The organism is Methylocystis iwaonis, from assembly GCF_027925385.1.
Taxonomy (GTDB): Bacteria; Pseudomonadota; Alphaproteobacteria; order Rhizobiales; family Beijerinckiaceae; genus Methylocystis; species Methylocystis iwaonis.
Map to the genome: position 1 here is coordinate 2786155 of NZ_AP027142.1, position 18950 is coordinate 2805104.

17 protein-coding genes and 1 other RNA gene are annotated in these 18950 nt (G+C 65.0%); 7 read left to right on the plus strand and 11 right to left on the minus strand.

Annotated elements, in window-relative coordinates:
- Window positions 1-64 precede the first annotated feature (64 nt).
- Window positions 65-1591 carry an acetate--CoA ligase gene (locus QMG84_RS13430; RefSeq protein ID WP_281928494.1) on the minus strand — a complete coding sequence of 509 codons (1527 nt, stop codon included), beginning with the start codon at window positions 1589-1591 and terminating at the stop codon, window positions 65-67.
- A 182-nt stretch (window positions 1592-1773) separates the two neighbouring features.
- On the opposite strand from QMG84_RS13430, the gene QMG84_RS13435 reads away from it, so the two are divergent.
- Both QMG84_RS13435 and QMG84_RS13440 read left to right on the plus strand, forming a co-directional pair.
- On the plus strand, window positions 1774-2811 hold the full coding sequence (locus QMG84_RS13435) for an acyltransferase family protein (RefSeq protein WP_350356493.1): 1038 nt from the start codon (window positions 1774-1776) through the stop codon (window positions 2809-2811).
- Window positions 2812-2916: 105 nt separating this feature from the next.
- A complete protein-coding gene (locus QMG84_RS13440; protein WP_281928497.1) occupies window positions 2917-3693 on the plus strand; it encodes a hypothetical protein in 777 nt (258 codons plus the stop codon).
- Between the two features lie 153 nt (window positions 3694-3846).
- Here the strand turns inward: QMG84_RS13440 and QMG84_RS13445 are convergent, their stop codons facing one another.
- Window positions 3847-4788, minus strand: coding sequence for a ribose-phosphate pyrophosphokinase (locus tag QMG84_RS13445; protein ID WP_202073600.1), 942 nt, complete (start codon window positions 4786-4788; stop codon window positions 3847-3849).
- 204 nt (window positions 4789-4992) lie between these two features.
- Between QMG84_RS13445 and mnmA the strand changes: the two genes are divergently transcribed.
- From mnmA to QMG84_RS13465, 4 genes are all read left to right on the plus strand, one after another.
- Entirely contained in the window at window positions 4993-6240 is a 1248-nt protein-coding gene (gene mnmA, locus QMG84_RS13450) for a tRNA 2-thiouridine(34) synthase MnmA (RefSeq protein ID WP_202073599.1), read from the plus strand.
- Window positions 6237-6959, plus strand: a complete 723-nt coding sequence (locus tag QMG84_RS13455; protein ID WP_202073598.1) for a class I SAM-dependent methyltransferase — start codon at window positions 6237-6239, stop codon at window positions 6957-6959. The genes mnmA and QMG84_RS13455 overlap by 4 nt, the downstream gene beginning before the upstream one ends.
- A gap of 39 nt (window positions 6960-6998) precedes the next feature.
- Window positions 6999-7153, plus strand: a non-coding RNA gene (gene ssrS, locus QMG84_RS13460) — 6S RNA.
- Between the two features lie 31 nt (window positions 7154-7184).
- Window positions 7185-7772 (plus strand): 5-formyltetrahydrofolate cyclo-ligase, encoded by a 588-nt coding sequence (locus QMG84_RS13465; RefSeq protein ID WP_281928500.1) that lies wholly within the window; start codon window positions 7185-7187, stop codon window positions 7770-7772.
- A 113-nt stretch (window positions 7773-7885) separates the two neighbouring features.
- On the opposite strand, the gene QMG84_RS13470 is transcribed toward QMG84_RS13465, so the two are convergent.
- From QMG84_RS13470 to cobT, 3 genes are all read right to left on the minus strand, one after another.
- Window positions 7886-8566 (minus strand): hypothetical protein, encoded by a 681-nt coding sequence (locus QMG84_RS13470; protein ID WP_281928501.1) that lies wholly within the window; start codon window positions 8564-8566, stop codon window positions 7886-7888.
- A 211-nt stretch (window positions 8567-8777) separates the two neighbouring features.
- Complete coding sequence (locus QMG84_RS13475; RefSeq protein WP_281928503.1) at window positions 8778-9707, minus strand: LysM peptidoglycan-binding domain-containing protein; 930 nt, start codon at window positions 9705-9707, stop codon at window positions 8778-8780.
- 66 nt (window positions 9708-9773) lie between these two features.
- A complete protein-coding gene (gene cobT, locus QMG84_RS13480; RefSeq protein ID WP_281928505.1) occupies window positions 9774-10796 on the minus strand; it encodes a nicotinate-nucleotide--dimethylbenzimidazole phosphoribosyltransferase in 1023 nt (340 codons plus the stop codon).
- Window positions 10797-10997: 201 nt separating this feature from the next.
- Here cobT and QMG84_RS13485 point away from each other — a divergent pair, with 201 nt between their 5' ends.
- A complete protein-coding gene (locus QMG84_RS13485) occupies window positions 10998-12359 on the plus strand; it encodes an AmpG family muropeptide MFS transporter (protein ID WP_281928507.1) in 1362 nt (453 codons plus the stop codon).
- A 16-nt stretch (window positions 12360-12375) separates the two neighbouring features.
- Here the strand turns inward: QMG84_RS13485 and QMG84_RS13490 are convergent, their stop codons facing one another.
- The 6 genes from QMG84_RS13490 to lpxD all read right to left on the minus strand — a co-directional run bounded on the left by QMG84_RS13490 (window position 12376) and on the right by lpxD (window position 18940).
- Complete coding sequence (locus QMG84_RS13490; protein WP_281928508.1) at window positions 12376-13809, minus strand: cryptochrome/photolyase family protein; 1434 nt, start codon at window positions 13807-13809, stop codon at window positions 12376-12378.
- A gap of 10 nt (window positions 13810-13819) precedes the next feature.
- Window positions 13820-15265 (minus strand): amino acid permease, encoded by a 1446-nt coding sequence (locus QMG84_RS13495; protein WP_281928510.1) that lies wholly within the window; start codon window positions 15263-15265, stop codon window positions 13820-13822.
- A 128-nt stretch (window positions 15266-15393) separates the two neighbouring features.
- On the minus strand, window positions 15394-16539 hold the full coding sequence (gene lpxB / locus QMG84_RS13500) for a lipid-A-disaccharide synthase (protein WP_281928512.1): 1146 nt from the start codon (window positions 16537-16539) through the stop codon (window positions 15394-15396).
- Window positions 16536-17342 carry an acyl-ACP--UDP-N-acetylglucosamine O-acyltransferase gene (gene lpxA, locus QMG84_RS13505; RefSeq protein WP_281928514.1) on the minus strand — a complete coding sequence of 269 codons (807 nt, stop codon included), beginning with the start codon at window positions 17340-17342 and terminating at the stop codon, window positions 16536-16538. The genes lpxB and lpxA overlap by 4 nt, the downstream gene beginning before the upstream one ends.
- Before the next feature lie 22 nt (window positions 17343-17364).
- The gene (fabZ, locus tag QMG84_RS13510; protein WP_281928516.1) at window positions 17365-17829 is read right to left on the minus strand and encodes a 3-hydroxyacyl-ACP dehydratase FabZ; all 465 of its coding nucleotides are present in this window, start codon (window positions 17827-17829) and stop codon (window positions 17365-17367) included.
- Window positions 17830-17878: 49 nt separating this feature from the next.
- Window positions 17879-18940, minus strand: a complete 1062-nt coding sequence (gene lpxD, locus QMG84_RS13515; protein WP_281928518.1) for a UDP-3-O-(3-hydroxymyristoyl)glucosamine N-acyltransferase — start codon at window positions 18938-18940, stop codon at window positions 17879-17881.
- Between the last annotated feature and the right edge of the window lie 10 nt (window positions 18941-18950).

Sequence of the window (18950 nt, forward strand, 5' to 3'; positions counted from 1 at the left end):
ACGCCGACTTGCCCCCGGCGCGGTCGGGCCATTTTTCTTTGCTGAGGCTATTCAGGCCAACGCCTCAAACGGGCAAGGCTTTCCGATTCAACTTGCCGTTGGCGTTACGCGGCAAGGCCTCCAGAAAGACGACGGCGCGCGGCCGCTTGTAAGCAGCAAGATGTTCGTGGCAATGCGCCAGGATCGCCGCTTCGTCGCAGGGCGCATTGTCGCGCATCACCACATAGGCCTTGATGATCGACGTATCGGCGTCGCGGCCGGGGCGCTCCGCCGCGGCGGCTTCCGCGACATGCGGAAAGGCGAGAAGGCATTTCTCCACTTCCGCCGGGGAAACGCGATAGCCGCCGGCGTTCATGACCTCATCGGCGCGGCCGTGATGGTGCATGTAGCCCTCAGCGTCGAATTCGACGAGGTCGCCGGAGACGAACCAGTCGCCGCGAAACGCCTCGCGCTCTTCTTCCGGGCGGTTCCAATAACCGAGCATCAGGCCCGGTTCGTCGCGGCGCACGGCGAGCACGCCGGTCTCGCCCGCCGGCAGCGGCGTTTCGCCGCCCTCGTGGGGCAGCGCCGCCACCACCCGGCCCGGCTGCGGACGGCCGGGCGAGCCCGGATGCACCGGGGTCGTCGGTCCGCTGGAAATGAAGGTCGAGCATTCGCTCATGCCGAAAGCTTCGTAGATCTCCTTGCCGGTGCGCGCCCGCCATTCCGCCAACAGGCTCGGCGGCAGCGCGGCGCCGGCCGAGAGACAATGGCGCAGGCTGGCAAGATCGGCGATCTCCGGCGCGGCGTATTTCAGCATCTGCCGATAGACGCCGGGCACGGCGGCGAAGACCGTGGCGTGGTGCTCGGCGATGAGACGCGGCCAAACGGCGGGGTCGGGATGGCCGTTGTAGAGGACGGCGGAGCCCCCCGCCGATAAGGGATCGACGATCCCGACGCCGAGCGTATAGGTCCAGTTGATCGCGCCGGCGTGCAGCATGACGTCGCCGGGGCCGAGCCCCGTCCAATGCGCCCGCATCGGGCGACGGCCCCAGGCGGCGCGATGGGCGTGGAGCACGCCTTTCGGCCGGCTCGTGGTGCCGGAGGTGTAGACGAGATAGGCCGGATCGTCCGCGCCCGTGTCGGCGTAATCCTCTAACGGCGCGCTTTCGGCGAGCTGCGCGAGATCGGCGCCGCGCAGCACGATGGCGTTCCCCTCATGCGCCTCCCCTTCGAAAGCCGCGCCGAGCGCCAGTACGGCGGCGCCGCAATCCTTCAGCAGGAAATCCGCTTCCTCGAAGGTGAGCTGCGAGGACGCGAGCAACGGCACATAGCCTGCGGCGATCGCCGCGAAATAAGCGAGCGCGGCGTTGGCTTCATTGCCCATGCGGATCATGACGCGGGCGCCGGGCGCGAGCCCCAGCGCGCGGAAGCCCGCCGCAAGCCGGCGCACTTTAAGATCGAGCTCCGCATGGGTCCAGCGCAACGCGCCTGCGTCGCCGACGACGGTGATGGCGGTGGCGTCCGGCCGAAGGCGGGCGTTTTCCGCCAGGCAGTAGCGGGCGAGATTGAAACGGGCGGGAACGGGTTCTCGAACGAAGGTCTGCGTCATCGGCGCCTTTTCGCACCAGCCGAGCCGCCTTCGCAAGCCAAAGCGCGTTGCGGCTGAGATCTCGGGCGGGCGCGCCATTGCTGCCTGGTTCAATAATTCTTTTTTAGCGACCCCCAACTCAAACTGGATCAACGGCAGCCTTTCACCCGCCTTCATGCCTTCTTTAAGGACATCTCTTAACCATGACCGGGTCTTTGAGGTTTTTCCTCGCTCTCAGCGTCGTCTTTTCCCACCTTTCGGGCGCCAGTTATTGTAAACATATCGGATATTACTCCGTTGGAAGTTTCTTTATATTGTCGAGCTACGCCATGACGGCGGCGCTTCACGAGCGCTATCGCTTCGACGCCAAGAGCTTCTGGCTCAGCCGGTTATTGAGGCTGGGGCCGACATATCTGTCGGCCTGCCTCTTGACCTTCCTCGCCGTCGAGATTTTTCCCCTCCAATCGGCAAGCTTCATGCCGCGGTGGGGGTTTCCGGCGACCTTCGCCGACATCGTGCAAAACCTTCTCGTGGTCCCGATCATCTTTTTCAGGGCCAATCAGTTCATCTTCATCGAACCAGCCTGGTCGCTCTCGATCGAGATCATGATGTATGGGGCTCTGTTTCTCCTCCTCGCGCGAGGCCCCGCTTTTGCGTTCTACGGCTTTGCGCTCGGCTTTTATTTGCATCTCGCCGCGACGCTAAACGACCTGCCGTTCGACCGAATTTATTTTTCAGTTAACGGCCCGATCATGAGTTTTTCGATCGGCGCCCTCGCCTATTTCTGGCGCCGCCAAAGCGCGCTGCGCATCCCGCCCCTCGCCGCCGTCCTTGTGCTCGGCCTATGGATGATCAATTTCTTCGCGGAAGCCGCCCTGGCGGCGGCGAACTACCCGGCCAGAGCGGGTTTCTATTTTAATATCTTCCTCACCGTCCCGGTCGTCGTGGCGCTCTCGGAACTGAAAACCGGGCCGGCCCTCGCCCGTGTCGACCGCCTGCTCGGCGATTTGAGCTACCCGATCTATCTCGTGCAATGGCTGGGCGGCTTCGCCGGCTACATGCTCTTCGCCAGCCCGGCGATGCGCGGCTGGGAGCTGTTCTTCGCCTCGGTCGCACCGATTCTTCTGATCTCCGGCGCGCTGTCCTGGCTGCAAGGTCTCGTCGTCGAACCTCTCCGATCGAAAATCCGTGAGGGCGCGACAGAGGCGCGAGTGGGCGCCGTCCTGCAGCCAGCCGAATGATTGGGCTTCGTTAACCCAACGGCAAGCATGGCGAGAGGCGGACCTTTCGCGGCCTGACATTTGGCGCGAGTTTTCGTCAAAAGCGATTCATGCAGGAGCCGCCGCGTGGCGAAGAAGAAACCGCAAGCCTCGAAAACACCCTCCGCCGGATTGGTCGTGGCGGTCGGGCTCGCCTGCGGCGCCGCGGGCTATTTCCTCGGGAAAAACAGCGCGTCGGTCGAACACGGCCTTTCGGCTTTGGTGAGCGCCGAGAAACCCGCTGCGCCGGCGGCCAAAACGGCTCCCGAGCAAAAACGTGCGGAGGCGCCCGGCGCGATCAAACCGGCCGAGAAGTCGGAGCTGTCGCGCCTGCTGAAGGGCGCGACAGCGAAGCCAGCCGAACCCAAAGGCGCCGTCGAAAATGTCCCCACGCCGCCGGCGAAGCCCGACCTCGCCGCCAGAGGGGAGCCGCTAAAGCTTGAGGACGCCGAGCCGGCCTCCCCCAGGCCCAATCCCACGCAGCCGGACTTCCCTCACCCGCCGGCGCCGATCGCTTTTACCTTTCTGAATAAGGAAATCTCGCAAAGCGGCGACGCCGGCGCGCGGGTGACGCTTTCCCTCAATTTCGAGAATCTCGCCGGCAAAGCGATCCGCGCCTTCGAGGGCGTCATGAAGCTCACCGACCAGCAGGACAGAGCCGTCTACAGCACGAAAATCGCCGTGAGCGCGCTGATCTCCGGAGGCGGCGCGATCCGCTGGGACGAGCAAATCGACGCGGGCAAGCTCGACGACAAGGGCCGGCGCCTCGTGAGCGAGGACAGGGAAAATCTGAAGGCGGTCTTTCTGGTGAAGAAGGTCTTCTTCGCCGACGGCAGCGTGCGGACATTCGACGCACGGGGCTAGGCCGAAGAAGCGTGATACGACGTCGGTGTCATTCCCGATCGGGAATCCTGTCCTGGCGTGGATGCCCGCGACAAGCGCGGGCATGACGCGGCTGCGTAGGGTTTGTTATTCCTCCCGCCGGGAATGACATGCGCCCACCGAAGGCGCCGCCGCTCAATCGAACAGGCTCGACACGCTCTCCTCGCGCGCCGTGCGGGCGATCGCTTCGCCGATCAGCGGGCCGATCGGGATCACGCGGATATTATGCGCCGCCTTCACGGCGTCGGTCTCGCGGATCGTGTCGGTGATGACGAGCTCCTTGAGCTTCGAGGCGGTGATGCGCTCGACCGCCGCGCCCGACAGCACGCCATGGGTGATATAGGCGTGGACCGACTCCGCGCCCGCCGCGAGCAGCGCGTCGGCGGCGTTGCAGAGCGTGCCGCCAGAGTCGACGATGTCGTCGACGAGAATGCAGTTATGGCCCGCGACGTCGCCGATGATGTTCATCACTTCCGACTCGCCGGCCCGCTCGCGACGCTTATCGACGATCGCCAGCGGCGCATCGATGCGCTTGGCCAGAGCGCGGGCGCGCACCACGCCGCCGACGTCGGGCGAGACGACCATCACGTTCTTCAACTGCCGATGCGCTTTGATGTCGGCGACCATCACCGGCGCGGCGAAAAGATTGTCGGTCGGAATATCGAAGAAGCCCTGCACCTGCCCGGCGTGGAGATCGACCGTCAGCACGCGGTCGGCGCCGGCGCGGGTGATGAGATTGCTGACAAGCTTGGCCGAGATCGGCGTGCGCCCCCCCTGTTTGCGATCCTGGCGCGCGTAGCCAAAATAAGGGATCACCGCGGTGATGCGGCGGGCCGACGCGCGGCGGAGCGCGTCGATCATGATCAAGAGCTCCATCAGATGGTCGTTCGCCGGGAAGGACGTGGACTGGATCACGAAAGTGTCCTGGCCACGGACATTCTCCAGAACCTCGACCCAGATCTCCTGATCAGCGAAACGCCGCACATGCGCGCGGCAGAGCGGAATCGAGAGATGCGCCGCTATGGCCTCGGCGAGCGCCCGGTTCGAATTGCCCGCCAGAAGTTTCATCGCCGCCATGGACCTATCCTTACACCGCTACAGTTTGCGGCGTCTTAGCAGCCATGCGGCCCAGGAACAATATGACGCTGATATGGGCGCGCCTTTCCCCGATACGATTGCCTCACGGCCCGGTAATGCTCTAAATGGCAGCTTGCCGGGGTTTTTGCCGCGACGCGGCATAGGCGCCGGCTCCCCATCACTCCAAGGCGTAACCTCCAGACTATGACGATTTGCACCAGCGCTGCGGATGACGTTTCGACCCTACCGGCGTCGCCGGGCGCAACGCGCGCCGTCGTCGCCATGTCGGGAGGCGTGGATTCGAGCGTTGTCGCGGCCCTTCTCAAGGAGCAGGGCTACGACGTCGTCGGCGTGACGCTTCAGCTTTACGACCATGGCGAGGCCACCCACCGCAAGGGCGCCTGCTGCGCCGGCCAGGACATTCAGGACGCCCGCGCGGTCGCGGCGCGCCTCGGCATTCCGCATTTCGTGCTCGATTACGAGCGGCGCTTCCAGGAGCGGGTGATCGGGGAATTCGCCGCCTCCTACGCCAGCGGCGAGACGCCGGTCCCCTGCATCGCCTGCAACCAATTCATCAAATTCGCCGATCTTTTCGAAACCGCCAAGGACCTCGGCGCCGATATTCTGGCGACCGGCCATTATATCTCCTCGCGCGACGACGGCGCCGGCGGGCGGGCGCTCTACCGCGCCAAGGACGCCTCGCGCGACCAGAGCTACTTCCTCTTCGCCACGACGCGGGAGCAGCTCGCGATGCTGCGCTTTCCGCTCGGCGACTACACCAAGGCGGAGGTGCGCGACATGGCCCGCCGCTTCTCTCTCGAAGTGGCGGACAAGCCCGACAGCCAGGACATTTGCTTCGTTCCGAGCGGACGTTACACCGACGTCGTGCAGCGGCTCGCGCCTCAGGCCGTGGTGCCGGGCGAGATCGTCCATATCGACGGGCGGGTGCTCGGCCGTCATGCGGGCGTCGTGCATTATACGATAGGTCAGAGGCGGGGCCTCGGACTCGGCGCGGCAGTCGCGGGCCGTGACGCGCAGCCGCTATATGTGGTGCGCATCGACGCGGCGAAAGCCCAAGTCATCGTCGGCCCGCGCGAGGCGTTGGAAACGCGCGCCGTCGCCTTGCGGGGTGTGAACTGGATCGGCCCTGGCGCGTTGTCTCAATTGCCGCCGCAAGGGATCGACATTATGGCCCGCGTCCGCTCCACTCGCCCGCCCGTCCCTGCGCGGCTCATCGCGCGTGAAGGCCAGGAGGCGACAGTCGTCTTCGCGACGGGCGAATTCGGCGTGTCGCCGGGACAGGCCTGCGTCTTCTACGACCCTATCGACGATGGCGATGGCGCGCGCGTGCTGGGCGGCGGCTTCATCGCCGCGGTCGAGCCGGCGAGACAGAGCGTTCCCGTCATGGCGTCGCCGCCGCGCGCCGCAACCGCGCAAAGGGCGCCGAGATGACCGAAGCGACAGATTCGAGCCGCGAGATCGAATCGCTGGACACTGGCGACGTCGAGGCCGCTTACGCGCGCTGGGCGCCGATCTATGACCTCGCTTTCACCGCCGTGTTCCGTCCCGGCCGCCGCGCCCTGACAACTGCGGCCTCCAAGGCGGACGGCCCGATTCTCGACGTCGGCGTCGGCACAGGGCTCGAGCTTCCCATGTTCGAGCCGCATAACCAGGTCTATGGCGTTGATCTCTGCGAGCCGATGCTGCGCCGCGCCAGCGAACGCGTGCGCCGACAGGGGCTGAGCCATGTGGTGGCCCTCTGCAAGATGGATGCGACGCGCATGGGCTTCGCCGATTCGACCTTCGCCTGCGTCTGCGCGCCTTTCGTGCTGACAGTGGCGCCGGAGCCGGAGGCCATGCTCGACGAATTGGGACGCGTGGTGCGGCCGGGCGGCGAGATCATCCTCGTCAACCATGTCAGCCGCAAGGATGACCCTTTCGCGATATTCGAGCATTGGCTCGACCGCCATGTCGCGCCCAAGCTCGGCTGGCGCCCGCAATTTCCCTGGGCGATCATCGGCGACTGGATCGACAGGCGCCCCGAGATGCGGCTGGTGGAGCGCCGGCGACTGGCGCCCTTCGGCCTCTTCACCTTCGTGCGCATCAAACGCCTGCCGGTCAGCCAGATCGCAGAAACGCCCGAGACGCAAGCCGAACTCGAATACGCCTGAGCACTGGCGCCGAGACGCGGGGCGCGCTAAGTTGTATGAGCGGCGCTGCGGGGTGCGTGCAGGACTATTATTCCCCGGGGCCTTATCGATCCTTATGGGAGCTGTCCCTGGCCTTGCCCGTGGGCTTGGCCACACGGCGCCCACCTACGTTGTAGGTTCCCGGGATCGATGTCCCACGGCTCACGTGGCCCGCGCTTTCACTCTCGCTTTCCCGGCCCCTTCTCAATGACCGATGTGAAGACAGAATTGCGCCGGCGCGCGCTGGCGCGCCGCGACCTCGTGACTCATGAGGAAGCTCATGACGCCGCTTTGTCGGTCGCCCGCCGCGGCCTCGCGCTCGTCGAAGAGCTGTCAGCGACAACAGGGCTCGAAACGCCCATAGTTTCCGTCTACTGGCCGATTCGCAGCGAGCTCAACACCCGCCCGCTGATCGAGGCTCTCGCGCGAAAGGGCTATCGGGTCGTGCTGCCTGTGATGCACAAGGTCCGGCATCCTCTGGTCTTCCGGGATTTCGCGCCCGGCGACGATCTCGTGAAAGGGCCCTTCGGCCTTTCCGAGCCGGCCGAAGACAAGCCGGCGCGCGACCCCGACGTCATCTTCTCGCCGCTGGCGGCCTTCGACCGCAAGGGCTTCCGCCTCGGCTATGGCGGCGGTATTTACGACGCGACGCTCGCGCAGCTACGCCCGAGGAAGCCGGTAACGGTCGTTGGCCTCGCCTATTCCTGCCAGGAGGCCGACCATGTGCCGACCGAACCGCACGACGAGCGCCTGGATTATCTGATGACCGAGCGGGAACTAATTATTCCGGCCTAAAGCCGCCCATCATTGCGAGCGTCGCCCGTCATTGCGAGCGAAGCGAAGCAATCCAGGGCCGCAACACGGCTCTGGATTGCTTCGCTTCGCTCCTCGCAATGACGGTTATCGACTTAGTCGGACGCCGAGCCCGCTATAGCGGTGAGCCGTCGGAGCCCGGGGATGTATATCGTGAACAGAAACACGCCCCACCATTCGACGCCGGCGTCAAAATAGGTCGACGTTTCAGGCAGCCGGGGAGAACTCCAATCGTAGATTTCATGGGTGCAGTTTGGAGGCAGGATAAAATTTTTGACGGCAAGAAAGAGTTGCTCGATTTCACTCGGCCGAGCCGAAAGAGGGTAAGGAGGCGATGAAAAAGCGTAGGCGAACTGGCCACCTTCGCCCGTGTCGGGAATGTACCAGCCGCCCGAGACGATTTCCGTCTCGCAAAGATCCCGAAGCTTCGGGTCGACCAGCTCCAGCCCATCATTGCTTCTGAATACGCCGCGCCGAACGAGAGCGTTGTTTTCAGGATCGTACCAATCTCCCAGAAACGTACGATCGTCGATGCGCCGAAAACCGAGGGCGCTAAGAGCAGCTCCGTCGATGTCGGGCACGATCGCTGAGATCGACGCGAGAAACTCCTGTTCACTTCCGTCGGAGTCCTCGAATGTCGCGAAGCCAAGGACGCCGCCGATTTCCCAGAAGCGATCGAAGGCGGGTGGCAAATCTTTTATAGCGCGCATATTTCCGCCCGGTTGCGGAGCCGTTGAATCGGTTTGGTTTGCGTCTGTTCGATCGTAAAACAGCAATGCGTAGGGTAAGAATTAAGTTGAACGAGGATCGTAAGGATTCGACGCTCTATCAGGCCCTGTTCACAGATTCGAAACTACCCTGAGAAGTCGACATGCTGCGCCCGTCCAAGCTGGTGGAAGGCGGCGAGGGTGGCAATTGACGGCTGCCTCGAGAGGCGCGCCGGCAATCCAGTGGCCCAAGATCGCCGGCGCAAACCAACCATCTGCACTACTTCGCAGGCGGCTCGGGCAGCTTGATCACCTGCCCCGCCTTGAGCTTCGCGCCCGGTTTGATCCCCGGGTTGGCGGCGGTAAGCGCGCGCAGCTTGTCCGCCTTTCCATAGAGCTTCCTGGCGATCGTCTTCAGCGTCTCGCCCGCCTTCGCGGTATAAGTATCCTCAGGCGCGGCTGGCTTTTCCGCTGGCGCAGCGTCGGGCGGGGTCGCCGCCTCGGGGGCCTGGGCGGTCTCGGCAGGCTTCGACTCCTCCGAAGGCGCCGGCGCCTCTGCGGTCTGGTTCTCGGCGGGCGCAGTTTGGTCGCTGGCGGGCGACTCTGCGGTCTGTTGCTCGACATTCGCCTGCTCTTCGGGAGCCGGGGGTGCCGGAACTTTACCCGTGCCCATGGCAAAGACATAGGCAAGAGCCGCCGCCGCGCCCGCGAGAGCCATTTCCCTAGCGCCACGCACCCGCTTCGGCGGATAAAGCGGCGGACGGTTGTCCGTGGACGCGCCCGCCGTCGCGCGCGTCTCCTCGCGGCCCTTGAGCCAACTGAAAAGCTCGAGCAGGAAGTAGAGCAGCAACAGCGCCGCGAGCGGCGGCTTCCAATAGGCCCCGGGCGCGAAAATATAGGCCATCGCGCCCTGCTCGATCAGCAGACCGATCCAAGGGATGTCTTCGCCCTTGCCGCGGCGCAGGAGCGCCGCGCCGGCGACGGCGACGAACAGCGCCGCATAGACCGCCAGTAGGACGTCGCGCGGGACGAAGCTCCAGCCGAGAGCTTTCTCCCCGAAAAGATAAAGCAGACCCGCTGCCGTCGCGGCATAAACGCCATGCAACAGGCGGCGCCTGGTCGCGAGCTGGGTCAGATGCGCAAGAAGCGCAGCCGCGATAATTGCCATAAAAGCAAGGGAGAGGTTTGCGGACAAAAGGTCCGGGTTCATTGGCGACAGGCTCCTGTTTCACTGCCAAGCTGTGCACGCCGATGTGACAACAGTTTGTAAGCCGGCCTAAGCGTCCTTGCCGCTTACCCCGGCGCTCTCGAAAGTAGCCATGTCGCGGTGGCAGGCGAGCGCCGTCTTGACGATAGCGATCGCCAAGCCGGCCCCCGACCCCTCACCAAGCCGCATCCCCAGATCGAGCAATGGTTTTTTGCCCATCCGCGCCAAAACCTCGCGATGCCCGCCCTCTGGCGAAACATGGCCCGCGACGCAATGGGCGACAGCGTCCGGCGTCATGGCGTGAAGCAAGGCGGCGGCGGCGCAAACAACATAACCATCAAGCACCACAGGCACATTATTGAGCCGCGCCGCCGTGATCGCGCCCATCATCGCCGCGATCTCGCGTCCGCCGAGGCGGCGCAGGATTTCCAGCGGGTCGGAGAGATGCGGCCCGTGCAGCGCGAGCGCCGCGTCGATCGCCGCATTCTTGCGGGCGAGCCCCTCTTCATCCACGCCCGTGCCGCGCCCGGTCCAGCGCGAGGCCGGCCCGCCATAGAGCGCCGCATAAATGGCGGCGGCGCTCGTCGTATTGCCGATGCCCATCTCGCCGGGCGCGAGCAAATCGACCCCGCCCTCTATGGCTTCGAAACCATAGGCGAAAGTCGCCGCCGCCTCGCGTTCGTCCATGGCGGGCGCCAGCGTGAAATCCTGGGTCGGCCGCTCCAACGCCAGCTCATAGACCTTCAGGCCGATGTCATGCGCCTTGCAGATTTGATTGATCGCGGCGCCGCCGCTCATGAAGTTTTGCACCATCTGCACGGTGACGCTCGCCGGAAAGGCGGAGACGCCCTGCGCCACGACGCCATGATTGCCCGCATAGACGGCGACGAGCGGCCGCGCGATCGCGGGCTCCGCTACGCCCTGCCAGGCCGCGAGCCATTCGACGATCTCCTCTAATCGGCCAAGCGCGCCCGGCGGCTTGGTGAGCTGCGCGTCGCGCGCCCGCACGGCGGCGACGGCCTCTTCGCTCGGCGCCGGAAGATTGGCGAAGAGCATGCGGATTTCTTCAAAGGGACGGATGTCGTGAGCCATGCGCGGGGTGTAGCGCCTGGAGAGGGAAATGGCGAGTTGAGAAAGAGCGTTCTTCAGATGCGTTGACGCCGCAGCGTCGCAGTCCCTAGCGCGCTTTCCGCTCGCATGGAATCATGCGAGCGATGAGAAAGCGCGCAGAGTCAAAAAGCTGGAGCGCATTCTTATCGCAAAAGTCTATCAACTTTTGCGGAATGCGCTCTAATGACGCGCAACCCTTCCAGAGGCTACGCCGTGCACGACATCGCAGCGCCCCGCGACAAGACGTCCTTCCTCACGCATTTCAACAATGATCCCCGCCGCATCGGCGCGGCGATCCTGCTCGGCTTCTCGACCGGCCTGCCCTTTCTTCTGGTCTACAGCACGCAATCTGCCTGGCTCTACGAGGCCAATGTGCCGATCGAGACCATCGGGCTCTTAAGCGAAATGACGCTCGCCTATAAATTCAAATGGCTCTGGGCGCCTTTCCTCGATGAGTATGACGCGCCGATCTTTTCCAGGCTGCTCGGACGCCGGCGCGGCTGGGTCCTCGTCTCGCAAATCGCCGTCATCGTCGCGCTGATCGGCGTCGCCTATGGCGATCCGGGAAGCTGGCTGGCGTGGACAATTTTCTTTTCCTTTGCGCTGGGCGTCGCCGGCGCGACGCAGGACATCACCGTCGATGGCTGGCGCATCACCGTCGCGCCGAAGGAAAAGCTGGCCTTCATGACCTCGGTCGCAGAGATGGGCTATCGCGTCGGCACGCTGGTCGCCGGCGCCGGCGCGCTTTATCTCGCCAATTTCTACGGCTGGCGGGCGGCCTATCTCGGCATGGCTGGCGTGATGACGCTGGGCCTCGTCGCGACCTTCCTCGCACCCGAGCCGCCCTCTGATTTCGAGCCGCATCGCGCGCGGCCGAGTTTCGCTTTCACCGTGACCGAGCCGATCAAGGAACTCTGGCGCCGGCTCGGGCCGATGGCGCTGGCGATCCTGCTGCTTGTCGCGGGCTTTCGCATGCCGGGCTATGTCTCCACCGCCATGGCCATGCCGCTGTTCAAGAGCCTGCATTTCTCGGAAGCTGACATCGCCACGGTCACCAAGGTTTTCGGCTTCTGGATCGCGCTCGGCGGCACCATTCTCGCCGGCCTTGTCGTGCGCAAGTTCGGCATGTTGAAGAGTCTCTTGATCGGCACGATCGCCGGCTCGGCCTCACATCTGTCCCTGGCGTGGCTCGCGGCGCATGGCCACGACTTCACAGACTTTGCGCTCGCCGTCGAAGTCGAGGGCTTCGCCTACGCCTTCGCGCAGGTGGTGCTCATCATCTACATGTCGTCGCTCGTCTCGACGGAATTCGCCACGAGCCAATTTGCGCTGCTCACCTCGCTTTGCGCCCTGCCCGGCAGCCTGCTGGCGGGAACGTCCGGCTTCATCATCAAGCACACCGGCTTCGAGACGTTCTTCGTCGGAACGTCGTTGATGGGGCTTCCAGTCGCCATCCTCGCCTGGTGGGTGTGGCGCAAGCAGGAGCACATCGGAGAAGGCGCTCTGGCGGAGACATCGGCGGAAAGAACCGCCGAGACGGACTGATAGAAGCGGCCTGCCCTTAGGCTTTAAAATCGGCGCCGCTCGCCCGCATCTCCTCGAAGGCGGCGAGCGCACGCGCGCGCGCGGCGGCGTGATCCACGATGGGAAACGGATAGGTCTCTCCCAACGTCACGCCCGCCGCCGCGAGCACATGCGCCGGCGCCTCCCAGGGCCGGTGAATCCACCGCGACTCGAGCCCTGCCAATTCAGGAACAAAGCGGCGCACATAAGCGCCGTCGGGATCGAATTTTTCGCCCTGCAGAACAGGATTGAACACGCGGAAATAAGGCGCGGCGTCGGCGCCGCATCCAGCGACCCATTGCCAGTTTCCGCTATTATTGGCGAGGTCCGCGTCGACAAGCGTGTCCCAAAACCAGCGCGCGCCTTCCTGCCAGGGAAGGAGAAGATGCTTCACCAGAAAGCTCGCGGCGACCATGCGCGCGCGATTGTGCATAAAGCCGGTGAGCCACAACTCGCGCATGGCGGCGTCGACGAGCGGGTAGCCTGTGCGCCCCCTGCGCCAGGCCTCGAGCGCGGAGGGATCGTCGCGCCAGGGAAAACCATCGAAACGCCGGTCGAGCGCGCGCTCCGGCATCTCCGGGTTGGTCACGAGCAGATGGTGAAAGAACTCCCGCCAACCGAGCTCGCGTAGATAAGGCAGGCCGGCCTCGCCGGCTGACTGAATGATCTCGGCCCAGACACGCCGCGGCGAGATTTCGACAAAATGCAGATGCGGCGAGAGGCGCGACGCGCCCTGCCCCGCAATGCAATCGCGCGCGTTCTTGTAATCCAGAACGCGAATCTTCGCGAAGTCGGAGAGACGTGCGCGAGCGCTCGCTTCACCCGGCTTCCAAGCATCGCGCAGGCCCCGCGCCCAGTCAGGCTCTTTGGGCAAAAGGCCCCAGTCGTCCAATCTGTCGCTCGCCGGCGCCGGAGCCGCGTTGAGCTTAGTCGGCGCCGGCAAGGGCGCTGGCGGTCCTCCCGCAGCAAGACATGCGCGCCAGAAGGGCGAGAAGACCTTGAAGGTCTCGCCCTGCCTGTTGCGCATATGAGCGGGCTCGAAGAGCAACGAGCCATTGAAGCTCTCGACCGTAAGGCCGCACCCACGAAGATTCGCCTTAATCTCGCTGTCGCGACGCATGGCCCGGGGGTCATAAACCCTGTTCCAATAGACGGCGCCCGCGCCCGTCTCGGCGACCACAGCTTCGATCGCAAGTTCCGCGCGGCCGCGCCGCAGGATCAACGGAACGCCGAGCCGCGCGAGATCGGCAGCGAGCGAAGAGAGCGAATGGTGAAGCCACCAGCGGCTCGCGCCGCCCATGCGCCACGCGCCAGCGCTGTCGTCGTCGAGCACATAAAGCGCAACGAGCGGCGCGCCAGAGCGCGCCGCCATCAAGGCAGGATTGTCGTCGAGGCGAAGATCGTTGCGAAACCAGACGATCGCCGGCGCCATGGCGCCTCCTTTATCGCCTCGCGTGCCTGATCCCGTAGAAGGCGTAGATGGCGAGGCCGACGCCGGTCCAGACCAGGAGCCGCAGCCAGGTATCGAGCGGCAGAGCGACCATGAGCGCGATGCAGGACAAAATGCCCAGTATCGGCATCACCGGAATGCCGGGTGCCCGGAAGGGCCGGCGCAATTCCGGATGGGTTCGTCTCAGTTGGAGGACCGCGAAACAAACCAGCGCGAATGCGGCCAGCGTGCCGATGCTCACCATCTCTCCCAATATATCGATCGGAAACAGGCCGGCCGCGAGAGCCACAGTGCCGCCGACGAGGATCTGGCTCGCCGCCGGCGTGCGATAGCGGCGATGTAGCTTGGCGAAAAAGGCCGGCAGCAGGCCGTCGTGCGCCATGGTGAAGAAAACGCGCGTCTGGCCATAGAGCAGCGCAAGAATGGCGGTGGTCAGCCCGGCGAGCGCGCCGAATTTCACGACCCATGCGAGCCAGGCGACGCCCGTGTGATCCATCACCAGCGCCATCGGATCGGGCACGCCGAGATCCTTGTAATTAACGACGCCCGTCGCCACCGCCGCAACCGCCACATAAAGCAGGGAGCAGATGACAAGAGAACCGATAATGCCGATCGGAATGTCGCGCTGCGGCGTGTGCGCCTCCTGCGCCGCCGTCGAGACGGAGTCGAAGCCGACATAGGCGAAGAAGACGACCGAAGCTCCGCGCGCCACGCCGCTCCATCCATAGACGCCGAACTCGCCGCTGTTCTCGGGAATGAGCGGCGACCAATTGGCGACGTCGACATGCGCCGCGCCAACCGCGATCACCATCAGCACGACAACAACCTTGAGAGCGACGATCACATTGTTGAACCGCGACGACTCATGCGTGCCGCGCACCAGCAGCATCGTCAACAAAAGGACAATGCCCGCCGCGGGAAAATTGAAGAACCCATGCACGGCGGGATCGCCCGGGGCGGCAAAATAGGCGGTCGTGTATTGCGACGGAACGCTGATCCCCAACCCATGCAGCACGCGGTTGAAATAGCCCGCCCAGCCGACAGCGACGGTCGCGGCGCCGGCGGCATATTCCAGCACGAGATTCCAGCCGATGATCCAGGCGAAAATCTCGCCGAGCGTGACATAAGTATAGGTGTAGGCGCTGCCGCAGACGGGCAGAAGCGCGGCAAGCTCGGCGTAGCAGAAGGCGACGAAGGCGCAGGCAATCCCTGAGAGCGCGAAGGAGACCATGACGCCCGGCCCGGCGTAATTCGCCGCCGCCGTGCCGGTCAGCACGAAAATGCCCGCGCCGATGATGCCGCCGATGCCGAGCGCCATCAGCGACGCCCAGCCCAGCGCCCGCTTCAGCCCGTCGCCTTCTTTCTCGGCGTCATGCGCCGCGAGGATGGCGACCACGGATTTGCGCGTGAGGTAAATCTTCCGCTCGACCTCGGACAATGCGCCGCCCTTTCGCGAATGCGCGGCGCATCTCTTTGGCCGCTCGGGAGTTTGCGCCGATTATGGTTGCGGCGCCGTAAGATACAAGTGGAAATGCCCCGTCCCGCCTATGCGACCCCGCACGGCGCTCAAGGGCTCCGGGAAGCGGCATATTCGAGGACAATCTCAGCCGCCCGCGCGCTCGGGCGCGCGCCCGCCTCCAAAAGACGCGCGCGCACGCGCTCGAAAGCGGCCAATTGCGATGCGCGAGGCGGCGTTTCGGCAAGGAGCGGCGTGAGCGCCGCCGCCAGGGCGCGCGGCGTCGCGGCCTCCTGGAGAAACTCGGGAACCGCGTTCTCCCCGATCACAAGATTGGGCAGCACGATGGAATGCGCCTTCACCAGGAAGCGCAGATAGGATTCGAGCTGCGACACGCGGTAGGCGACAACCATGGGCGTTTGCGCCAGCGCAAGCTCCAGCGTGGCGACGCCGGAGGTGACGAGCGCCGCTCGGGCCGTTCGGAACGCGGCGAATTTCTCAGCCTGCGAGATGAGGCGCGGGACGATCGGCCAGCCGCGCAGCGCCTCCCGCAACGGCGCCTCCATATGCGGCGCGACGGGGATCGCGACATCGAGATGGGGGTAGTCGCGCATGAGCCGTTCCAGCGTCCGCCCATAGAGCGGCGTCATACGCGCAATTTCAGCGAGGCGCGAGCCTGGAAGAACGAGGAGAAGCGGCGCGCGAGACGGCCCGCTTTCGCCATGAGGCGCAAGCTCGTCGAGCGCTTCGACAAGCGGATGGCCGACATAGACGCAGCGCGGCCCGCCGAGCTTCTCATGCGCCTGCGGCTCGAAGGGCAGCAGCGCCAGCACGCAATCGACATAGTCGCGCATCTTCCGCGCGCGGCCGGGACGCCAGGCCCAGACCGTCGGGCTCACATAATCGACGATGGGAATATCGGGTCGCGCCCGTCGCACCCGGCGCGCGACGCGGTGGGTGAAGTCTGGCGCGTCGACGATCACCAGACAATCAGGCTCGGCGGCAAGGACGGCGCGCGCCGTCTCGTCGATGTGCGCGAGTATTTTCGGCAGGCGCGCCAAGGGGGACAGAAGCCCCATGACGGCAATATCGGTGATGGGGAAAAGCGAAGCGAGCCCTTCGCCCGTCATCGCCTTGCCGCCGACGCCGATGAAGTCGACGTCGGGCGATCTTTCGCGCAAGCCGCGCATCAGGGCCGCGCCCAGCGCATCGCCGGAGGCTTCGCCGGCAATGACGAAAATGCGCGGGCCAGTCACGCCCGTTCGCCGCGCTGACGCGGCGCGCAGAGCGGGCGTTGAGACGGCGCGCGCAGGAAGGCGACAATTTCTTCGACCTCGGAAACGCCGACATAGGTCGTCGCGACTTTTTCGACCCGGTCGCTCAAAGTTTCCAGAGTGTCGTCGCCAGTGAAAAGCCGCCGATAGGCTTCCCGTAACCGAGCCACTCGTTCGGTCGAATAGCCGCGCCGGCGCAATCCGACGATATTTACGCCGAAGAGATGCGCGCGATTGCCGCTTGCGAGACCAAAGGGGATGACGTCACCCTCGACGCCCGCGAGTCCGCCCACAAATGCATGCGCGCCGATGCGCACATTTTGGTGCACCGCCGTTCCGCCGCCGACGGAGGCGTGATCGCCGATGGCGACATGACCGCCAAGCAAAACTTGGTTGGCGAGAATGACGCCCTCGCCGAGGCGGCAGTCATGCGCGACATGCGAATAGGCGAGAAATGCGCAGCCCGCGCCGACCCACGTGCCCTCGCCGACGCCGGAGTTGATGGTGACGCCCTCGCGAATGATGCAGTCGTCTCCGATCGAGAGCGCGCCTTCCGCGAGCGCCGCTTTGAGATCCTGAGACGGCGCGCCGAGCGAGACGAAGGGAAAAATCCGCGCGCGGGCGCCGATCGTCGTGCGGCCGGCGACGACGACGTGGGATTGCAGCACAGCGCCGGCGCCGATCTCGACGCCCGCGCCAATGTGGCAAAAAGGCCCGACGACGGCGCAGTCGTGCAGATACGCGCCCTGCTCGACGATCGCCGTCGGATGAATGATCGCCGTCATGGCGGGCTTGCGAGCCTTTGTGTCAGACGCCCATCATGGCGCTGATCTGCGCCTCGCAGACAAGCGCGCCATCGACCAGCGCCCTGCCCCGATACCACCAGATATTGCGCTTCTGCGCGGTCTTGGTCATGTGGAATTCCACGCGGTCGCCGGGTGTCACCGGCTTGCGGAATTTGGCTGCGTCGATCGTCATGAAATAGACGAGCTTGGGCCGCTCGCTCTGCGCATTTGCGCGCATGACGATGACGCCAGCCGTTTGCGCCATGGCCTCGATGAGCAGAACGCCAGGCATGACCGGCCGTTCGGGGAAGTGCCCCGTGAATTGCGGCTCGTTGACCGTGACATTCTTGATGCCGACGCAGGACTCGTCGCCGCGAATATCGACGATGCGGTCGACGAGCAAAAATGGATAGCGATGGGGCAGGCTGCGCATGATGTCGAGAATATCTGCGCTCTCGAGCGTCGCGCCGGCTTCCGTCCCTGACATAGTTTCCGTCCCCTGATAGCTGAGCGTCTAACGCGCTCCTCGGGGTCTTTTATATCGCCTTGTCGGGCTTGTCGCGTCGGGCCGTCTTATCGAGCAGCGCTTCGGCTCGGAGAAAACGCCGCAGGGGCCGCGCGGGGGCGCCGCCGAAGCGCGCGCCCGGCGGCACGTCGCGCGCTACGCCGGACTTTGCCGCGATGGCGGCGCCCTCCCCGATCGTAATGTGGCCGGCGAGCGCCGACTGACCGCCAAGCATGACGTAATCGCCGATCTCGCAGGAGCCGGCGATGCCCGTCTGCGCGGCAATGGCGCAGAATCGGCCGATCACGACATTGTGCGCGATCTGCACGAGATTATCGATCTTGGCGCCCTCGCCGACAATCGTATCGCGCGTGGCGCCGCGATCGATCGTCGTATTGGCGCCGATCTCGACGTCGTCCTGAATGATGACGCGGCCGAGTTGCGGGGTCTTGAGCCAGCCCTTCTCGCCCCGCGCGAAGCCGAAGCCGTCCTGGCCGAGACGCGCGCCCTGGTGAATGATGACCCGATCGCCGATCAGCGAGCAGATGATGCTGACATGCGCGCCGATGGCGCAATCGCGGCCGATGCGCACGTCCGGGCCGATAACGGCCTGCGGGCCGATGATGGAGCCTGCGCCGATCTCGGCGCCCGGCCCGACGATGGCGCCGGGATCGACCGTCACGCCGGGCTCCAGCCGCGCCTGCGGATGGATGATCGAGCTCGGGGAAACGCCGCTCGCGCGAAACAGCGACTCGGGCCGCAAGGCGTGGGGGAAGAGCTTCGACGCGGCGAGCGTCATGGCGCGCTGAGGGTCTTGGACAATCAGCCCGCTTATGCGCGCGGGCAGAAGATGCGCGTCCCGCGGTCGAATGAAACATGCCGTCGCGCGGCAGGTTTCGAGCGCGTCGACGTAGCGCGCAGAGGCAAAGAAACACAGATCGCCGACATGGCCCGCCGCAAGCGGCGCAACCCCGGTGATGAGCGCGGGCGGGGTCTCGAAACCGCGGCCCTCGGCGATGCGGGCCCCAGTCAGCTCGGCAATTTCAGCGACCGTGTAAGGGCGTGAGAGATGGAAAAAGGCCGCAACGCTCATATGCGTAGCC

Bases quoted from the DNA above. Each gene is read 5' to 3' on its own strand.
- QMG84_RS13430 (WP_281928494.1), bottom strand. From the start codon at position 1,591: ATGACGCAGACCTTCGTTCGAGAACCCGTTCCCGCCCGTTTCAATCTC.
- QMG84_RS13435 (WP_350356493.1), top strand. From the start codon at position 1,774: ATGACCGGGTCTTTGAGGTTTTTCCTCGCTCTCAGCGTCGTCTTTTCC.
- QMG84_RS13445 (WP_202073600.1), bottom strand. From the start codon at position 4,788: ATGGCGGCGATGAAACTTCTGGCGGGCAATTCGAACCGGGCGCTCGCC.
- mnmA (WP_202073599.1), top strand. From the start codon at position 4,993: ATGACGATTTGCACCAGCGCTGCGGATGACGTTTCGACCCTACCGGCG.
- QMG84_RS13455 (WP_202073598.1), top strand. From the start codon at position 6,237: ATGACCGAAGCGACAGATTCGAGCCGCGAGATCGAATCGCTGGACACT.
- QMG84_RS13465 (WP_281928500.1), top strand. From the start codon at position 7,185: ATGACCGATGTGAAGACAGAATTGCGCCGGCGCGCGCTGGCGCGCCGC.
- QMG84_RS13475 (WP_281928503.1), bottom strand. From the start codon at position 9,707: ATGAACCCGGACCTTTTGTCCGCAAACCTCTCCCTTGCTTTTATGGCA.
- cobT (WP_281928505.1), bottom strand. From the start codon at position 10,796: ATGGCTCACGACATCCGTCCCTTTGAAGAAATCCGCATGCTCTTCGCC.
- QMG84_RS13485 (WP_281928507.1), top strand. From the start codon at position 10,998: ATGACGCGCAACCCTTCCAGAGGCTACGCCGTGCACGACATCGCAGCG.
- QMG84_RS13490 (WP_281928508.1), bottom strand. From the start codon at position 13,809: ATGGCGCCGGCGATCGTCTGGTTTCGCAACGATCTTCGCCTCGACGAC.
- lpxA (WP_281928514.1), bottom strand. From the start codon at position 17,342: ATGACGGCGATCATTCATCCGACGGCGATCGTCGAGCAGGGCGCGTAT.
- fabZ (WP_281928516.1), bottom strand. From the start codon at position 17,829: ATGTCAGGGACGGAAGCCGGCGCGACGCTCGAGAGCGCAGATATTCTC.
- lpxD (WP_281928518.1), bottom strand. From the start codon at position 18,940: ATGAGCGTTGCGGCCTTTTTCCATCTCTCACGCCCTTACACGGTCGCT.